General features: G+C 35.3%; 20 protein-coding genes. 5 read left to right on the forward strand and 15 right to left on the reverse strand.

What is annotated here, in order from left to right:
* Positions 1 to 67: 67 nt before the first annotated feature.
* Complete coding sequence (locus HWV59_RS20800; RefSeq protein WP_102230637.1) at positions 68 to 379, forward strand: PepSY domain-containing protein; 312 nt, start codon at positions 68 to 70, stop codon at positions 377 to 379.
* Between the two features lie 42 nt (positions 380 to 421).
* Here HWV59_RS20800 and HWV59_RS20805 read toward each other — a convergent pair whose 3' ends face one another.
* From HWV59_RS20805 to trmB, 3 genes are all read right to left on the reverse strand, one after another.
* Positions 422 to 1,273, reverse strand: a complete 852-nt coding sequence (locus HWV59_RS20805; RefSeq protein WP_175639932.1) for a YtnP family quorum-quenching lactonase — start codon at positions 1,271 to 1,273, stop codon at positions 422 to 424.
* Positions 1,274 to 1,399: 126 nt separating this feature from the next.
* Positions 1,400 to 2,014, reverse strand: a complete 615-nt coding sequence (locus HWV59_RS20810) for a PRC-barrel domain-containing protein (protein WP_175639933.1) — start codon at positions 2,012 to 2,014, stop codon at positions 1,400 to 1,402.
* A gap of 215 nt (positions 2,015 to 2,229) precedes the next feature.
* The gene (gene trmB / locus HWV59_RS20815) at positions 2,230 to 2,886 is read right to left on the reverse strand and encodes a tRNA (guanosine(46)-N7)-methyltransferase TrmB (protein ID WP_102230634.1); all 657 of its coding nucleotides are present in this window, start codon (positions 2,884 to 2,886) and stop codon (positions 2,230 to 2,232) included.
* 243 nt (positions 2,887 to 3,129) lie between these two features.
* On the opposite strand from trmB, the gene HWV59_RS20820 reads away from it, so the two are divergent.
* Complete coding sequence (locus HWV59_RS20820; RefSeq protein WP_102230633.1) at positions 3,130 to 3,408, forward strand: YtzH-like family protein; 279 nt, start codon at positions 3,130 to 3,132, stop codon at positions 3,406 to 3,408.
* Here the strand turns inward: HWV59_RS20820 and HWV59_RS20825 are convergent.
* The 7 genes from HWV59_RS20825 to thpR form a co-directional block, all read right to left on the reverse strand.
* The gene (locus tag HWV59_RS20825; protein ID WP_102230632.1) at positions 3,405 to 4,214 is read right to left on the reverse strand and encodes a phosphotransferase family protein; all 810 of its coding nucleotides are present in this window, start codon (positions 4,212 to 4,214) and stop codon (positions 3,405 to 3,407) included. The genes HWV59_RS20820 and HWV59_RS20825 overlap by 4 nt on opposite strands.
* Positions 4,215 to 4,422: 208 nt before the next feature.
* Positions 4,423 to 6,549 (reverse strand): type I pullulanase, encoded by a 2,127-nt coding sequence (pulA, locus tag HWV59_RS20830; protein WP_175639934.1) that lies wholly within the window; start codon positions 6,547 to 6,549, stop codon positions 4,423 to 4,425.
* Positions 6,550 to 6,581: 32 nt separating this feature from the next.
* Positions 6,582 to 7,508 carry a diacylglycerol/lipid kinase family protein gene (locus HWV59_RS20835; RefSeq protein ID WP_175639935.1) on the reverse strand — a complete coding sequence of 309 codons (927 nt, stop codon included), beginning with the start codon at positions 7,506 to 7,508 and terminating at the stop codon, positions 6,582 to 6,584.
* 173 nt (positions 7,509 to 7,681) lie between these two features.
* A complete protein-coding gene (locus tag HWV59_RS20840; RefSeq protein ID WP_175639936.1) occupies positions 7,682 to 8,635 on the reverse strand; it encodes a nuclease-related domain-containing protein in 954 nt (317 codons plus the stop codon).
* 94 nt (positions 8,636 to 8,729) lie between these two features.
* On the reverse strand, positions 8,730 to 9,419 hold the full coding sequence (locus tag HWV59_RS20845; RefSeq protein WP_175639937.1) for an LrgB family protein: 690 nt from the start codon (positions 9,417 to 9,419) through the stop codon (positions 8,730 to 8,732).
* Positions 9,416 to 9,802 (reverse strand): CidA/LrgA family protein, encoded by a 387-nt coding sequence (locus HWV59_RS20850; protein WP_175639938.1) that lies wholly within the window; start codon positions 9,800 to 9,802, stop codon positions 9,416 to 9,418. The genes HWV59_RS20845 and HWV59_RS20850 overlap by 4 nt, the downstream gene beginning before the upstream one ends.
* Before the next feature lie 41 nt (positions 9,803 to 9,843).
* Complete coding sequence (gene thpR, locus HWV59_RS20855) at positions 9,844 to 10,410, reverse strand: RNA 2',3'-cyclic phosphodiesterase (protein ID WP_175639939.1); 567 nt, start codon at positions 10,408 to 10,410, stop codon at positions 9,844 to 9,846.
* Positions 10,411 to 10,671: 261 nt separating this feature from the next.
* Here thpR and cysK point away from each other — a divergent pair, with 261 nt between their 5' ends.
* The gene (cysK, locus tag HWV59_RS20860; RefSeq protein WP_175639940.1) at positions 10,672 to 11,598 is read left to right on the forward strand and encodes a cysteine synthase A; all 927 of its coding nucleotides are present in this window, start codon (positions 10,672 to 10,674) and stop codon (positions 11,596 to 11,598) included.
* 50 nt (positions 11,599 to 11,648) lie between these two features.
* On the opposite strand, the gene pepV is transcribed toward cysK, so the two are convergent.
* The gene (gene pepV / locus HWV59_RS20865) at positions 11,649 to 13,046 is read right to left on the reverse strand and encodes a dipeptidase PepV (protein WP_175639941.1); all 1,398 of its coding nucleotides are present in this window, start codon (positions 13,044 to 13,046) and stop codon (positions 11,649 to 11,651) included.
* Between the two features lie 210 nt (positions 13,047 to 13,256).
* On the opposite strand from pepV, the gene HWV59_RS20870 reads away from it, so the two are divergent.
* Complete coding sequence (locus HWV59_RS20870; protein ID WP_102230623.1) at positions 13,257 to 14,561, forward strand: NCS2 family permease; 1,305 nt, start codon at positions 13,257 to 13,259, stop codon at positions 14,559 to 14,561.
* 53 nt (positions 14,562 to 14,614) lie between these two features.
* On the opposite strand, the gene map is transcribed toward HWV59_RS20870, so the two are convergent.
* The 3 genes from map to HWV59_RS20885 form a co-directional block, all read right to left on the reverse strand.
* Entirely contained in the window at positions 14,615 to 15,361 is a 747-nt protein-coding gene (gene map / locus HWV59_RS20875; protein ID WP_102230622.1) for a type I methionyl aminopeptidase, read from the reverse strand.
* 131 nt (positions 15,362 to 15,492) lie between these two features.
* The gene (locus HWV59_RS20880) at positions 15,493 to 16,653 is read right to left on the reverse strand and encodes an ABC transporter permease (protein WP_175639942.1); all 1,161 of its coding nucleotides are present in this window, start codon (positions 16,651 to 16,653) and stop codon (positions 15,493 to 15,495) included.
* Positions 16,650 to 17,360 carry an ABC transporter ATP-binding protein gene (locus HWV59_RS20885; protein WP_102230620.1) on the reverse strand — a complete coding sequence of 237 codons (711 nt, stop codon included), beginning with the start codon at positions 17,358 to 17,360 and terminating at the stop codon, positions 16,650 to 16,652. The genes HWV59_RS20880 and HWV59_RS20885 overlap by 4 nt, the downstream gene beginning before the upstream one ends.
* A gap of 327 nt (positions 17,361 to 17,687) precedes the next feature.
* On the opposite strand from HWV59_RS20885, the gene HWV59_RS20890 reads away from it, so the two are divergent.
* A complete protein-coding gene (locus tag HWV59_RS20890; protein WP_046590011.1) occupies positions 17,688 to 17,909 on the forward strand; it encodes a DeoR family transcriptional regulator in 222 nt (73 codons plus the stop codon).
* A gap of 74 nt (positions 17,910 to 17,983) precedes the next feature.
* On the opposite strand, the gene HWV59_RS20895 is transcribed toward HWV59_RS20890, so the two are convergent.
* On the reverse strand, positions 17,984 to 18,712 hold the full coding sequence (locus HWV59_RS20895; protein WP_175639943.1) for a pseudouridine synthase: 729 nt from the start codon (positions 18,710 to 18,712) through the stop codon (positions 17,984 to 17,986).
* Positions 18,713 to 18,753 lie beyond the last annotated feature (41 nt).

Genomic DNA, 18,753 nt, shown 5'->3' on the forward strand with positions numbered 1-18,753 from the left:
TAAAGTAAGAAATAAGAATACCCATAGTAAGTCGTTATGTATACATAAACTAAAGGGGTGTTGAGATATGAAAGCAAGGTACTTTTTATTAGGATTAGGAATAGGTATTGTTGGGACCTATTTTTTGAAAGATCAAATAAAGCCTCTTAAAGTTTCTTCTGATAAAGCACTTGCCATTGTAAAAGAGGCTTTTAAAGAAAAAGGACCTATCGATGGATCATGGATTTATACAGTTCCTGAGACTTTTTCTAGCGAGCACCTATCTTATGAAGTTTATAAAGCAGGTATTTCAAGGTCAGTAGATGATCAGCTCGAGCAATATGAAGCTTTCGTTGATACAACAACAGGAACGATTGTTCATGTTGATCGTATTAATTAAAGTTTAGTAAAGGGGCATATGTGTAATCATGCCCCTTTTTATTTAGGTGTTATCCCTTATTCGTTCAAGTTTATCGATCATTTCACCTTTATCATTCCATTTTATGCCACGATATATTGCATCATGATAAAATGTAAACCATGCTTGGCACTGTTTTCCGTACGTAATCCATTTTTGCTTATTTTCAATGGATGTCATAGGATAATCATCATAAGCAAGAACCCATAACGGATTTTCATGTGCGTGGGTCGGCATTAAATCAGCCATATGTACAATGGTTTCTCCTCCATCCTGAAGAATGACGATACTATGACCATTACTATGTCCGCCAGTATGGTGCATTTCTAATCCTTCCAAAATTGAGATTTTCGAATCAAACGTTGTTACCTGTTCTTTAACTGCTTCCCAATTTTCTTTCCAATATGTATTTGCAGACCTTATATTAGGATTTTGCATCTCTTCCCATTCGATAGAAGATGTAATAATTTTCGCTTGAGGAAAAACAGATGTTAACTTGCCATTCTTCCACTTTGTTAATCCACAGGCATGATCAAAATGCATATGAGTCATTAATACATAATGAATATCATTAGTAGTTAGTCCTATTTTACGTAATGACTCTTCTATAGAAGATTCTTCTTCAACCCCGTAATTTCGAATTTGCTTTTCATTCAATTTTCCGGAACCTATTCCTGCTTCCAGCAAAATATTCAGGCCATCTCTTTGGATAAGTAAAGGATCTGTTCGAAGTTCAATTTGGTTCTTTTCATTCACAGCATATTTTCTCGTCCATAATGGTTTCGGAACGACTCCGAACATTGCTCCACCATCCATATGGGTAACTCCGCCTTTTAGCCACGTAATCATCGTTTGACCAATCTGAAGTGTTTCCATTTTCATCCCTCCCATTATGATTTTACCATACGGAAAAATTAATAAGAAAAGCTTGGCTTACTCAATAAAATAATTAAGGACCAAAACCGTGTTGGTCTGGTCACAAAAAGAGTAAACAAAGCTTTTTTATTCTTCCTCAGTTTTTGGGGATAAAGGGTTAGAAAGATCTTTTTTCATGATTTCACTTAACATGACTCTTAAAGCTTCTTTCTTTATATTATGTGGTCCTTCCCTTCTTTTCAACGTAACTCCCTGCTCGTCATTACCTTCTACATTTGGATTCATTTCCGATATTGAACCATTAATAATAATAAACTCTTTCCCAAGTGATAGAACATTCTCTATTGGAAAAAACAATTCTTGATTAGACGAATTAATGAGCAAGCTCTCTAGTTGACCATTTTCTTCATTAAAATAATAATCTACTATTCTTCCTGCAAACTCTCCCCCTGTTGTTACAACTTGTGTACCGTTTAAGTTCCCTTTTTTATATAGCAAGGGGATATCTCTTAATTCAGTGAATGGTTGTTCACCTTCTATAATAACAGCATAATCTCCAACACCGATTACATTTTTATAATGAAGGGCCTTCATGCTGACTTGCCAATCATCCTGGCCAACAATAAAAAACTCTACAGACAATTCATTTGGGTCAATAATTAGATCTCTAATCGTCCCTATTTGATTCCCTTCTGTAATATGAATAATAGGAAGATCTAATAATTCTTTCGCTTTTTTCATTTTTAAGCACCCCTGTTGAACATTTTTATTTAGGAACATCCTTTCTGTCAAACAACATTAACAAAAAAATAAGCACAAAAATTATATGGAAGAAAGACATATATAGGCGAAAACCTCAACAATTCATTTATTTATATGTGGTACGAAGCTAAAAGGTGAGGCTTGCAATAAATAAAAAAATACCACAAAGACTTGTGGTATTTTTCGCACCTATTTTATTCCTGACTACCTTCGTTCATATACTTTGCTTCAACTCTGTAAATACGCTGACCTTTTTCAGAAAACTTCTCTTCATACTCTGTCATTACATTACCTTCATAATCACTATTATGAAGATCTAAACTAACATACTTTAATAGTAGTCCGTATTCAGAAAAACTAAGTAAAGAATATTCAAATAAACCTTGGTTATCTGTTTTAAAATGAATTTCTCCACCTTTTACGAGGATTTCTTCATACAATGCTAAAAAACTTTTATATGTGAGTCTTCTTTTGGCATGACGAGATTTTGGCCAAGGATCAGAAAAATTTAAATAAACACGATCAATTTCACCAGGTGCAAAATACTCTGATAAATTATTAGCATTTACATTAAGAAATTTTAAGTTTGGGATCTTTAAATCCACAGCTTTTTGAATAGCTGCAACGATGACGCTATCAAATAACTCAATACCTATATAATTAATGTCAGGATTTTTTTGTGCCATTCCTGCTAGAAATTGGCCTTTACCAGTTCCGACTTCAATATGAATTGGATGATGATTCCCAAAAAGCTCATGCCATTTTCCTTTATATTGTTCAGGGTTTGTAACAGCATATTCTGATTGCTCAGCAATAAAATCACTGGCCCAAGGTTTGTGACGTAAACGCATGCAGACACCTCTATCGATTTAATATCGTTCTAAAAGATACCATGAATAAACCCTTGTTCGCAAGGCTTATTTTAATCTTATTATTATTTATGACCTCTTTAATAATAAAAATAAAAAAAGATGATTTTGAATAAAGGAAAGTTCCCCTTTAATTCTATCATCCCTACTTTAGTCAATTCTTGAATATTTTTGAGCTTAAATCACACATTATATTTATATGGCCAATGAAAAGGAGTGTTTGTTTTGCCAATCCAATACCATGACCAAGTGAATTTGTTAAAAGATATATTGTCAGATCATCAAAGTGAATGCTGTGGAACTGTAGCAGAGTGTGAACAACTTGAAAGAGTCATTAAATCGCTGATGGTTAATGCAAATACAAACCAACAAGCAAAAAGCTTACTCGAAGACATTTATACTTACAGTCAAGCCGGTAAAAATTCAACAGCCCTGGATCAGCATATTGAATCACATCAAGAGCAATTGTCTCAGTGGATTCAAGATATTGACTCCTATTCTTAACAGGTAGTGATTTTTTTAAGTATGATGTGAATATGCTCAATCCAGTTCTGCTTTTCTTTGTCATTTTCTTTCGCGTAATACCATAAAAACGAAGTAAGTGCTTGTAGAAGCACATACCAGTATATTCTCGTTTTTAGATGTTCATCCAATACAAGTCCATAAGATGTAAGCCAATCTTTCCAATCAGCTTCATCTATATACCAATATAACAGTATACCGATATCAATAGCCGGGTCGGCAATCATTGCACCATCCCAATCAATTAAATATAATTGGTTCGCTTCAGATAAAAGCCAATTATTATGATTGACATCACAATGACAGACAACCTGTTCATCACATTGTACATTTGGTAGCTGTTTGGTTAATAAATCTAGCGCTTCATTTATAATCGGAAGGTTTATCCCTTCAAAAGCAACTGCTTCCTTTATATCTTCCACAATGGAGTTTGGAGTGAGCGGTTGCTTCCCTAATCGCCTAAGCATATCAAGCAATTCTTTAGAACGATGAATTTTTCTTAATAGCTCAGCAACATTTTGCCCATTCATATCTTTTGGTTTAAGTTCACGACCAATTCGGTGTTGTGCTGTGATTACATCACCATTTTCCATACGTTTTGTCCAAATTAGCTTCGGAACGATGCCTTCAGCAGAAAGAACAGCTAAAAACGGAGAACTGTTTCGCTTTAAGAAAAGTTCCTGCCCATCTTTTGTTGCAAAATATGCATCTCCTGTTGCTCCTCCAGCAGGTGTAATCTTCCACTCACTACCTAATACTTGTTCCAACCAGTTCACCTTCAATTTCAACCCAACATTTCGTAATGTAATTTATCATTTTAGAATAACATGTATTTAAGTTTTTCCAAACATGCAAAAATACAGTCAATTGTATGCTTTTCAACATTTATTTCATATAAAAAGGATAGCTATTAGTGATGATAGAAAATATTGCACTATAGCCATCCTATTAAATTTTATCCCCTTATGATAAGACTAGTCAAGTAAAAGTGAAATCCTAGTTTTTACAAAAAACATACGTTCCTATTTCATCGATCTTCATCCCATTCTTTATCACGATTGGTGACTCTAAAAAGATATGCGTGGGACTTACGATTTGCATCCAATCCCCATCACCTGGAAGCCTTATTTCATAATAATGCTCCAATTGGTTATGATGAACAACATATATCCGATCCCATGGACCGAATGCCCCTACATCTTTCAATTGGTATGAAAGCAATTGCCGATGATGATTAAAGGTCAAATGTTTCTCTATAAGCTTATTCGTTGAGAGACGAAAACCTCCATGCTGTTTCCTTACCTTTATTAACCCTCTAATATACTCCACATTATCTTTATACGTTGATCGCTCATTCCAATTTAGACAATTGATATGGTCGGGGGAATTATAACTATTTTCCACACCTTTTTTTGTTCGGAAAAACTCTTGACCGGCATGAAGAAAAGGGACACCCTGTGATAAGAGGACAATGCTTGTTGCCAGTCGATGTCTCGCTTGTTTTATCTCTTTACTTTCTGATTCTGAATATAAGGAAAATCGATCCCACATTGTATGATTATCATGTGATTCAACATAGTTAATGGACTGATCAGGATGGTGGAACATTGTTGGCGATCCACTAATTAGCAGTTTTGTTTGATCTACTTTGTCCGCGTTTTCGTATACAAACCCGGTATCGTGCAAACTGAATGTACTTCCTTTTATCACATCCCGGAATTGATCATTAAAAAAACTGATAGATGGAACTTTATGGGCATTCTTAATAATTGTCTTCTGTTCCAATGGTAATGGAGTGTTTAAATCCCAACCTTCTCCAAGAAGGAATGCATCCTGTTTGATGGATAAAACAGCTGTTTCAACTTGATTCATTGTTTCTACATCATGAATTCCCATTAAGTCAAATCGAAAACCATCGACGTCATACTCTTTCATCCAATATGTGACACAGTCAACAATTAACTTTCTTACCATATAGCGCTCAGATGCGAGATCATTTCCCACTCCTGTACCATTTGAAGAAATACCATTTTCATCATATCTAAAATAATAGCCAGGCAATAATTTCTCAAATGATGAATGTTCTTTTGAGTAAACATGGTTAAATACAACATCTAGAATGACTTTCAAGCCTTGATTGTGAAGAGATTGAATGACTGATTTCAGTTCAATGATTCTCTTGTAAGGATCCTCGGGATTTAGAGAGTAACTACCTTCAGGAGCGAAAAAGTGAAGAGGATTATAGCCCCAATTATAGGATTTCTGCGGGTTCCTTTCATCCACTTCTTCAAAATCATTCACTGGTAAAAGTTCAATATGTGTAACACCCAATTTCTTCAAATAAGTTATTCCTGTTGTATCACCATTGCCGTTTTTCGTCCCGGTTTCAAGCCATGCCTCATATTTTCCTTTATGAACTAATCCACTATTCTCATGGATGGAGAAATCACGGATATGCGCTTCATATATAATGGCATCAGTTTTGTTTTTTAATTTAGGAAGATCTATTTTGGGGATATTTATTTTTTGTTCATCAATGATGACACCAAATTTCCCATTAATAGAAACAGCCTTCGTATAAGGATCAACTGCTTCATTCCATAGTAAGTTTATACATGCAAGATAGGTATAATAATAACCGTCAAAATCTCCGTCTAAGGTAATTGACCATGTTCCTTTTTCTTCTCTAACCATGTCATAGGTTTCAACTATTTGTTCATGTTTGTCGTAAAGACGTAGTTTCATATGAGTCGCAGTAGGTGCCCATACTTTACATTTTGTCGTTTCTTTCGAATAATGTACTCCTAAATCTGAAGCAGCATAAGCAAATTTTTGATCAAACTCTACAGTTCGGATAACAGCACCTATTTGCAAATCTGTTTGAACACCTTGCTCATCTGTAATGATATACGTTTTTCCAAACTGTAGTTCAAAAGGAAGTTTACACACATATTTACTATGTGTTCCAATATCGAAACGATCTATAACTAAAAGAGGTTCATTCCCCTTGGTTAATGAAAGTGAGAAATTCTTCTTTTCTCCATCCCGGCTCTTCGGAATAAGAATAGTGATTTCATCTATCCTATCTAAGAAAGCTTCAAATGACCTATTAATAGTAAGCAAGATGAGACACCCCCCCAAATGAGAGTTTTAATTTATATAACTATTCCACTTTGAGATTTTTTTACAGCCACAGCTAACGGACCTTCACCAATTAGCTCTCCGTCAGCCTCAACAGTTTGGATAGCATTTGTATATATGGTTACTTTCTCACAAGTGTATTCAGAAAAAGCATCCTGTTTTGCACGCTTATTTATGTGATTAAATGCGAATAAGACAAAGAACCGAAAAAGAGATATATTTTTAATAATTGTAATGGTTAACATTCCATCATTTGATGTTGCGTTTTGGGCGACTTTTAATCCAGCCCATCGATATGGTTGATTTGATACAAATAGAAACCAAACATTATCATGTTGTATCAGTTCATGTTCATCCGTCTTTATCATGATAGAAATTGGTTGATAATTCCATATTACCTTTATTAAGCCTGTCATAAACCCTACACGAGTGAAAATGGGCTTTATCGATTCCTTTTTCAGCAAGTTTTCTTGTTCAATCACTTTTGTTGATAGCCCAATCCCAAGTTTGTTGATATATTTCCTTTTTACACCTTTTCCTTCGAGTTGATATTCAACAAGATCTACTTTATTGACAGGCCTGCTTAATATAGTGAGGATTTCTTTTATCGCTTTCGATGGATTAGAGGATAATTTGGAATGTTGTCCTTTCATTCTTCTTCCCGTATAGAGAAAGGCTATTTTCACCTTACTAAATCCATTTAAACCGTTTACAACTTCATTCATTGTCCCGTCTCCACCAACACAAATAATTGTTTTTAAATGATAATCTTGTATGGTGGCAATTTGTCTAGCAAGAACTTCAGCATGTCCATGATATTCTGTATAAAAAGAACGGTATAAAATCTTTTCTTTCTCCAGTTCTTTTTTTACTTTTTTCCACGTCTTTCCACCCTTACCAAACCCTGAATATTGATTAATAATAAAAAATAATCCACTCATCCTTGTTACTCCATCTATATCATAGTTTATGTACTTGTATACCTATGTGTTCATGTCTCATGCTTTCTCCAATACAAAAAAGGTTGAGAAATTTTTGCTTCAACTGATAAAAGGACAAAATTAACTTATTCTGTCCTTTCTGTTCGTTTTATTTGAACAAGATCTTTAATGATTTAGGGTGAGTCAGTCCATTCCTTACGATAATAAGAGTTTGTCAAGCAGTGTGAAAGAAGTGCTTGAGCCCCTTTTAGTTGTGTATGCTTCAAAGGAGCAGAAGTTTGTCTTAGTCGTTGAAACCACTCTTCATATGATCGTTTATCTAAGATTGAAATATCATATGGTACAAAAGGATAGTCAATATACCCATTCCGGCTAACCACTACTTTTTTGACATTTAGATCAACATCATTTGCAGTGATTAGCTTTTGCACGACCGTTCCTGTCCGATTTAAGCTTAGCAGAGGGTTAAGAATTTTTTTATGGTCCTCCCCTTTACGTGCAAGCCAAAATTTTTCTTTTGAACCGATAAAAACCGTATCATTTTGTTGCTCAACAATCGTGATACAATAAATGTCTGTTGTTCCAATAAGAATAATGTCCAATTCTACCGGAGCATTTTTCAACTTAAATACCGGACGATACAGGATCAGATATTGGTCTGGGAGTCGTTTAGCAAAATATTGCAATAATTGATCTCTGTAGATAGCTGAATCTACAGGTGATTTTTCACGAATAGTTGAACTTGCCCAACGAACTTGAAATCGAAAGATATAATCTAAGAATAGGTGCTTTAAATCTTCCATTGTCCTTGGGACAGTTGTAAAAGGAAATTGTAATTCTTCATCCTCCAAAACAGCATCATTTATTAATGGCTTAACTTCCTTTGGTGGCTCTTCTTGCTTTGTGAATCTATTTTTAAACTTTTCAATGAACCTTCCCTTTGTTTCTTCTTGAGTAGGTATTGTTTGTTCACTTACCTTCATAACAGTATGAAACATGTTATTTTCCCATGCTTTTGAAACCTTGTCCCATTGCTGACGTTTTAACCGTATAAACTGGCCGGGATACCGATAAGCATCGAGTTCATAGCGTGAAATGTAATCATATAGCTTAATAATTTGCGCCAAACGCTTCCCAACTCCCTTATAAATTCATGTCTTGATATAAAATCCTTGACTTAACGCCAAGACCTATTGGTTTTTCTAAAGAAATTACTGATACTTATAAAATAAAAGATATAATAATCGGGCAGAAAATGCTGGTCAATATCGCACTAAGTGTCATAGAAATAGAGCTTATTGCTCCTTCTATACTGCCTATTTCTAAAGCTCTAGCTGTGCCAATTCCATGTGAGGATGTCCCGAACCCAATTCCTTTTGAGATTGGGTGTTTTACCTTAAAAAGGTTCATGACATATTGTCCAAACATAGCTCCGAAGATCCCTGCAGCCATTACATACACTGCAGTAAGTGTTGGAGTACCCCCACTTAGCTCACTAATATCCATTGCGATAGGTGTGGTAACCGATTTAGGTGCTATAGAAAGCAACAGTTTCTGATCTAATTGGAAAATAACCCCTAATAATAATCCGCTGGAAATGCCGACAATTGCTCCAACACTTACACTAAAGACAATAGTAAGAAAATATTTTTTTAACATTTCACGGTGATCAAATAATGGAATGGCTAAGGCTACAACAGCAGGTCCTAAAAGTTTTGCAATCCATTCGCCTCCACTCATATAGGTTTGATAAGAAATGTTAAAAAGCAATAAAATACAAACAATGAGTAGACTCGTTGTAAATATTGGAACAAGAATTGGATATGGAAAACGCTGATAAAGTTTTTTCATTAAGAAAAAAATAACGACTGTTAACAAAATACATCCAGCAGCGTACATGATTAAGCTCATAAATGTAGCTCCTTATTGTTCAAAAGCTTCTTCTCATCTTTTAATATCTGCTCACTTATGATTGAGGAGGTTATGAAAACGAATACTGTACTGACAAAAGAGACGATCAAACTGAGTATGCCATAACCTTTAAATAAATCAAGATAATCAATGATTCCTACGGTAGCAGGAACAAAAAGAATCGGAAGATTTTTCAATAGAAAAGTACTGCCCAAAGATAGCCATTCCCGTTTAATAACCTTAAAAGTTAATGCTAAAAATAACATTACCATTCCAATAATACTGCCTGGGACTGGCAATTTGCTAATCATTTGCAGCCATTCACCAATGAGAAAGAAGATATATAATAAAACCATTTGTAAAATAAAATAAACATACTTCATCCTCCTTCACCTCCAACCTTAAACCAATTCCTCGTATTTTGTTAATTCTGCAGGAGAGAAAAGCTATTAATTGCTTCATATTTTGGTATTTGATCAAGATTTGTTTGATATAGGTGAACCGATGTTACCATGCTTGGAGATCGATTATCTGTAAAGACGTGTTCCAGTCCCGGAGACTTTATAAAGGGCTCCACCGAGTTCCATTTTCTAGCCAATGTAATATGTGGCCGAAAAGGCTTACGATCAAGTTCAAACCCAGCCGAATCGCATGCTTTTACTATCTGTGTTTGTAAATAATTTAGTGATGAAGAATGCTCTACACTGGCCCAAAAAATTCTTGGTGAATCTTTTCTGCCAAAAATATCAATACCTTTCAGTGACATCTCAAAATGCTCACAACTTTTTATGATTTCATTTACTTTTTTTGTTAAATCATTTAACCTTGTGCTTGGTTGTACATCACCTAAAAAAGCAAGTGTAATATGATAGTCTTCCGGATGAACCCATGACTTGAAAGGTAATGTCGTCTTATTTATTTGAATCCAATTTTGCAGGATCTCTCTTTGCTTTTCCTCAATGGGAACAGCGAGAAAATAATGTTTCTTCATTGCAGCCTCCAAGTTATGACTTCTAACAAAATCAAATTTATTGAGTTTCCATTGTTAGACAACACATTCAAAGTTATTTTATTTCTTTATTCTATCCCACAATGTCTCCTATTAAAAGGACAATAGTCAAAGCACTTAAGCTTAACTAAACCGATTATTGTCATATATTTTTAAGTTACGATATAATTTTATCAATCCTTGTACCTTGCAAAAAATCACAAACTCATAATGAAGAAGACGACCTAAAAGGAAGTGATCGATATGAAAGTTGTTCAAAATATGTCTGAACTTATCGGCAATACCCCCTTGGTGAGATTAAATAAAGTAAATCCCAGCGGAGGTGCAACCATATACTTAAAATTGGAGTTCTTTAATCCAAGTGGAAGTGTAAAGGATCGTGCTGCCTATAATATGATTGTTGAAGCGGAACGAAAAGGTTTATTGAAACCAAATTCAACGATTATTGAGCCTACTAGTGGCAACACTGGCATTGGAATTGCTATGAATGCAGCAGCCCGGGGATACAAAGCAATACTGGTCATGCCTGATACAATGACAAAAGAAAGAATAAATTTACTTAAAGCCTATGGTGCAGAGGTTGTTTTAACACCTGGTTCCGAAAGAATGCCGGGGTCAATTAAAAAAGCTGAACAATTGGCCAAAGAAATACCTAATTCTTTTATACCGATGCAGTTCGATAACCCCGCTAATCCTGATGCACATAGAAATACGACTGCGCGAGAAATTATAGAGGCACTGAACGAGATTGGCAAACCTCTTTCAGCCTTTGTTGCAACAGCTGGAACTGGCGGAACGATTACAGGCACCGGAGAAGCACTAAAAAAACATTACAAAAATTTAACTGTTCATGTAGTTGAACCTGCAGGATCTCCTGTTCTTTCAGGAGGAAAACCTGGTAGTCATAAATTGGTTGGGACAAGCCCCGGTTTTATCCCCCCTATTTTAAATCAACAGGTTTATGATGAAATATTCAAAATTAAAGATGAACAGGCATACGATATCACTAGAAGACTAGCTCGCGAGGAAGGATTATTAGTCGGTCCATCTTCAGGTGCAGCCTGCTTTGCGGCCATCGAAGTGGCCAAACGTCTAACACCCGAAGATGTTGTTGTTTGTATCACTTGTGATACAGGGGAACGATATTTGTCTAGTGATGTGTTTGTATAATTAATTTTAAAGAAAAAAGATGATTATAAAAATCATCTTTTTTCTTTCATTTATTTTGCTAACTCATATATAGCTTGAGCATAAATGGCTGTTGCTTTTAAAAGGTCTTCAATTTCGATATATTCATCCTTTTGGTGTGCCACATCCGGTCGTCCAGGGAATAAAGGCCCGAAAGCAACACCAGCTTCTAATGAACGTGCATATGTGCCCCCGCCTATAGCAATTAATTCTGCATGTTCACCTGTTTGCTCTTCATAAACTTTTTGTAGAGCTTGAATAAGAGGATGATCTTTCTCAACATGATGAGGTTTTGAATCATCAAATGATTGTAGCTCAAACCCATCCACCTGTAACATTTTTTCTTTTATTTGCTCGGAATTTCCTGTTACCGGATAACGAATATTAATACCGATCTGACCAGGCTGATCATCCTGATAAGAGATAATCCCTACATTTAAGGTTAATTCACCACTTATATCATCTTTAAACGCTATGTTTAGTTTGTTTCCTCGAGTGTCACCTTCAAATTTATCAATAATTGTATTGACGAAATGTCGAGCTTTTTTATCAAGCACGAGCTTATTTAAAAATATTGCTAAAATAATTCCTGCATTTTTCCCGTTATTCGGTTCCATTGCATGCGCAGAAATACCCTTTACTGATAGTTGTAATGAATCAGTTTCAAGACGACATTGCCCAATCACGTCATTTTCTTTAAGAAATTCGTTAAACATCGCTTCAACCTTTGCCAAGTTATCTTTCCCTTTCAATACGGCTTCAGCATAATCTGGAACCATATTATATCTTCTTCCAGATTGAAACGATTTAAGAATCAAATCAGTTTGTGGCTCTTTTTCAGCTTGTGTTTGTGTAATTGTCAAATCTATAATACCTTTTTCAGCGTGAATAATCGGAAAATCGGCATCAGGTGCAAATCCAAGTTCAGGCATTTTTTCATGTTTGAAGTAATGATCCACACAACGCCATTCACTTTCTTCATCTGTTCCAATAATCATTCGAACATTCTTCGATAGTGGTACGTTTAGATCTTTTACAATTTTCATTGCGTAGAAGGCGGCAATTGTCGGTCCTTTATCATCCATCGCTCCTCTTGCAAAGATTTTACCATCACGGATTTCTGCGCTATATGGATCACTTGTCCATCCATCTCCTTCAGGCACAACATCCACATGACATAATACCCCAACAATCTCATCTGATGTTCCTGATAATTCAATGTGGCCTGCATATCCATCCACATTTTTCACTGTAAACCCTTCTTTTTCTCCCAACTCTAATAAATGCGTGAAAGCTTCATTAATCCCTTCACCAAATGGTGCATCTCCAGTCTTTGATTCCTCATCTAGGACACTTTTTATTCTTAAAAATGCTTGTGTATCTTTTATAAGATCATCTTTTCTTTTTTCAACTTCTTTCATCCAATCCATATGTAAACCTCCTACCAATATTAAAATTCTACTAACATACTAACATGTGCGCCATATTAGGTGAAGATACTCATATTCATCAATAGTTTCTATCTATTTTCACTTAAATATCATAGAAATGCAAAAAGAAGAGAAAACTATTGCAATATAGATTAAAAACGAATAATATAAAAGATGTTTTGAAAAATGTTCGTATAACCGGAGGTACATATGTTTAAGTTATCAGAAAACAAAACGAACGCACGAACTGAAATTATTGCTGGAATTACCACGTTTTTAACTATGGTTTATATTGTTGTTGTCAACCCGATTGTTTTGGCAGATGCAGGTGTTCCTTTCGATCAAGTTTTTACAGCAACGATTATTGCAACAATTATCGGGACTCTTTGGATGGCCCTTTCGGCAAATTACCCAATCGCCATTGCTCCCGGGATGGGATTAAATGCATACTTTGCTTATTCAGTAGTGGGAGCTAATGAAAACATTTCATATACTACGGCATTTTCTGCTGTTTTTGTGGCAGGTATTATCTTTGTCATCTTGTCACTAACACCATTTCGTAAAAAGCTAATTGAAGCGATCCCCAGCAATTTAAAGAACGGAATAACAGCTGGTATCGGTCTTTTCATTGCCTTTATCGGTTTACGTTTAACTGGCATTGTTACATCAGATCCAAATAATTTAGTTGCATTAGGAGACCTGCACTCCCCATCAGTTGTTTTAGCTTTAATAGGACTTGCTGTCACATTAGTTTTGATGAGTTTAAATGTTCATGGAGCATTGTTTATTGGTATGGTCATAACGGCAATCATCGCATTCTTCACTGGTCAGCTTTCATTTGAACAAGGCTTTGTTTCATTCCCAAGCTTACCAGAAGGGCTAATTGTCACAAATCCTTTTACAGCTTTAACAGATGTGATTTCACATGGTTTATATGCTGTTGTTTTTTCTTTCTTGTTAGTAACCATTTTTGATACTACTGGTACAATGATTGGAGTTGCTCAGCAGGCTGGTTTAATGAAGGGGAATGAACTTCCACGAGCGCGAACGGCTCTCTTGGCAGATTCAGCAGCAACAACAGTTGGAGCGATGTTTGGAACAAGCCCAACAAGCGCATATATTGAATCATCCTCAGGAGTTGCAGCAGGTGGACGTACAGGTTTAACAACTTTAACAGTTTCAATCTTATTTGGACTTACATTATTCTTTAGTCCTTTAATCAGTGCTGTTTCTAACCTTTCAGCTATTACAGCTCCTGCCTTAATTATTGTTGGGAGCTTGATGATGGGTGCTATTGCAGAAATCAATTGGAAAGAACTTGATGAAGCATTTCCTGCGTTCCTGGTTGTATTAAGCATGCCCCTGACATCCAGTATTGCAACAGGTATTGCTCTTGGATTCATTTCATATCCTATAATGAAAATAGCAAAAGGGAAATGGAAAGAAGTTCATTTATTTGTTTATATTTTTGCTGTATTGTTTTTTATACAACTCGCTTTTATTGGGGGACATTAAAGAAAAGGCTAGATCGAGCATTTCGATCTAGCCTTTTCTTTGTCACAAATAATTTATTGTTTAGTTAAAATAAGCGGACCATCTTTCGTAATGGCAATAGTATGCTCATATTGTGCCGATAGTTTTCCATCTATTGTTCTGGCAGTCCAGCCATTACTGTCCATTTTGGACTCCCAAGCTCCTATATTTACCATAGGTTCAATTGTAATGACCATTCCTTCCTTCAGCCTTTGTCCCCTATTAGGCTCCCCATAATGGAGAATTGACGGTGATTCGTGAATTGTTCTGCCAATACCATGACCGGTAAAATCTCTTACAACCGAAAACCCTTCTGATTCAACATATGATTGAATTACGTGCCCAATATCGCCTAGACGGTTACCTACTACAGATTGTTCAATAGCTTTGTTCAGGGCTTCTTCTGTTACTTGCAGCAGCCTCTTTGCCACAGGTGAGATATCACCAACAGCATACGACCAAGCTGAATCGGCAAGAGCACCATTAAGGTTTACAACCATATCAATCGTTACTATATCTCCGCTTTTTAATGGAGTTTTTCTTGGAAAACCATGACATATTTCATCATTAATAGATGCACAAGTTGCATATTCATAGCCTTTATACCCTTTTTGCTCTGGAGTTGCTCCATGCTTTTTTAAATAGCTTTCAACAAAAGCATCAATTTCTAATGTTGTAATACCAGGCTTAATAAGTTTAGCAATTTCTTTGTGACAATCTGCTAAAAGCTGACCAGCTTTTAGCATCAGTTCAATTTCTCGTTTACTCTTTAAAATAATCAATACATCTTCCCTCCGATAGTTCCATTCCCTTACATTGTATACAAAAACGTGATATATAGTATGTAAAATTGTAAACTTTTTGTCTATAGGTTATAGCCTAGCATACCTTAAGGACAAATACGAAGATAATACTAGAAAAACATGATCGAAATAATCGTTGATAGACATGTGACAAGGAACACAACCGCTAAAGCTGGATAGACAAATCGATTCTCACATTTTTTCTTAGCTGTAAACATATAATCTTCTTTTCCATAGTCATTTGACAGATATGGATTCTGTTTTATTAACTCTTTAAATAACATCCCTATCCACATACTAAAGAAAAAGAAAAATGCAATAAACACCAGCCATTTAAACCATATTGGTACAGTAAAAATAATAACTGAAGTAACTGAAATTAGTTGTAGATAACGAAATATATTCGATTTATCACGAAGGAAAGCCTTTATAAAAAGTTCTGTAACACCATTTTCAGGAGAACGCTTTTGAAAAATTCTAGAAGAATTTCTCCAAAATACCCATGAACGTTTCTTTTGTTTTTTTGCTTTAGGCATATACACTTCAGGATTGACAGCAAAAAAGAATGTGATGAATTTCATCTTATTTCTTTGTTCTTTCTCAACATCTTCATAAAATGTTCCTAGCTGAGATTGATAGATTTTCACTTGCCAGATGGCATAAAGAATAAATAGGATAGAAGTCAAGATGATTAACCAGTTTATTGATTTAAAAAGAATAAAATATACCAATACAGAAAATGAACTAAAAGCGACGCAATGAATAAAGATTCTTTTTAATATTCCATATCGATAAACGACTTGTTTATAGGTTGTCAGAAGCACATTTAAACTAAAAAAGAAAATCACCAATAAATGAAAATGTACTGCATTTAGCTCAGAAAAATGATTGAGTAAAGGATATAAGAAAATATAGATCAATATCCATTTCCCTACTAGCAAGCCCCACGAATAGATCACACCGATATATCTTAATGTATAAATCACTCTGGGAAGTTGAAGAAGAGCAAGTTGGTCTGCCTCCTCCATAAACGTTCGAATTCTCCCTTGCCAACTAAAGTAAAAACACCCTAGAAAAAATAGCTCGTAAGGAAAAGGAGAAAGCCAACTCGGCATGGTAAACCACCATGACTTATAAGCAATTCCAGAAAATACTAATGCCGGAATTAATAGGTATACGATGATGGTCCAGTCGAAAACAGAACGTAAAATTTTATATTGGTAGAGCCAGTCTCGCTTTGCACGTAACCACCATATCATGACTCCACTCATCTCAGGAGACCTTCCTCAATCAAGTGAAAGCAATCTAATAAAGAACCATTCTCTAAACCTGTTTTTTCCCTTATATCACCTAACGTCCCTTGAGCAACAAGTTTCCCTTCTGATACAAGTAAAAAACGATCACAAATTTTCTCAGCTGTATCAAGAACATGTGTACACATTAATACTCCTGCACCACGTTTTCTTTCTTCCTCTATAATCATTAAAAACCTTTTAATTGCACTGGGATCAAGACCGATAAAAGGCTCGTCTACAATATAAAAATCCGGCCTTAGAAGTAATGCTTGAATAATCATTACTTTCTGCTGCATCCCTTTAGAAAAGGTAGCCGGCATATCGTGCTTGACCTTTTCCATTTTAAAAGTTTTCAAATATATTTCAGCTCGTTCATTTAACACCTTATCATCAATCTCATTAATAGATGCAATTAAGTCCAGATGTTCCCATAGTGTAAGATGATCATAAAAAATAGGTTTTTCAGGAATATATGCATACCTGCTTTCACCCTGTTTTTTTATAGACCCTTTTACATATTCCATCACACCTAGTAATGTCTTAATGGTTGTACTCTTTCCAGCTCCATTTGGTCCAATAAGTCCGATCATTTCACCCTTATTTAATGCAAATTCAATATCTTTAATTACCGGTTCTTTATCGTTATAACCAGCTTCCTCAATATTCACTGTTAAAATACTCATTTGCTTTCCTCCTTATTTTTTATACGAAAATAATTTGAAAAGGATTCAAAAAGTTTGATATTTCTTCAACTTATTGTCATACTATTCAGAACAATAGTCATATAGATTAGTGTGTTAAGTACGCGCGTGCTTGTTTATAGCAAAATAATATGTAAATATTGTGTAAATTGAAACTTTTCTATGGATTATTTCTGTCGAAATCGTGTAAAATATTGGTGTAACGTTTTACCGCAAAACTAAATATGTACGAAGTGACATCTGAAGTTGCAGTCATCGAAAGGTTGTAGTAGGCATAGCCAGTGCGATCAAACGATAAGGAGTGGTTTTTTGAAACCTTCAACAAACCGTATGCTAACCAGAATCAAATCAGTCTACATGTTTATTAATGAGCGGGGAACTGTGACAACACAGCAACTCGTTGACGAATTTGGTATTACACCTAGAACGATACAGCGGGACTTAAATGTGTTAGCATATAACGATTTGGTTCACAGCCCAACTAGAGGCAAATGGGCCACTACAAAGAAAAAGGTTAAGATGTCTTCTTAAGTTTGAGTGTAAAATTAAGATCTATATACATATAAAGGAACCTTTCTTTTAAAAGGTTCCTCTTTTTTTGCTAGTTATAGTTCTATTGGTTTTGCATCTCTTAGTATCTGGACCTCTTCCTCTGTTAACTCCCGATATTCACCTGTTTTTAATTCTTCTTCATCTAGAACAATAGGACCCATCGAAATTCTTTTTAGATAAGTAACTTTCTTTCCAACAGATTCAAACATTCTTTTTACTTGATGGAACTTCCCTTCAGTGATTGTCACATGAATGGTCGATTGATTTCCTGACGATATAATCTCAAGCTTAGCTGGCTTCGTTACATACCCGTCATCCAATTCTACACCCTTCTTAAACGCACTGACATCCTCGCTTGTTACATCACCTAGTATGACCGCGTAATAGGTTTTAGGAACATGCTTTTTTGGGGAAAGAAGTTGATGAGAAAGTTGTCCATCATTTGTTAATAACAGTAATCCCTCAGTGTCCTTATCAAGTCTGCCAACTGGAAAAGGCTGAAAAACAGCATCCTCCATTTCTAGTAAATCAATGACTGTTTCCTGATAGTCATCTTCTGTTGCTGATAAGTAGCCTGCCGGTTTATTCATAAGCAAATAAACAAATTCTTTATACTCAACTACCTCATCATTTACCGTGACCTCTTGTTGATCAGTGATAACATGTGTTTTAGGGTCTTTGACAGGCTCTCCGTCAATTTTTACGATCCCTTTTTTCAGTAATTGCTTTACTTCTTTCCGACTGCCAAAGCCTATATTAGATAATAGTTTATCGACTCTCATATATATCTCCTTTTGATTTAAAAAAACTCGGATATACCGAG

The sequence above is a fragment of the Metabacillus schmidteae genome (assembly GCF_903166545.1).
Lineage (GTDB): Bacteria > Bacillota > Bacilli > Bacillales > Bacillaceae > Metabacillus > Metabacillus schmidteae.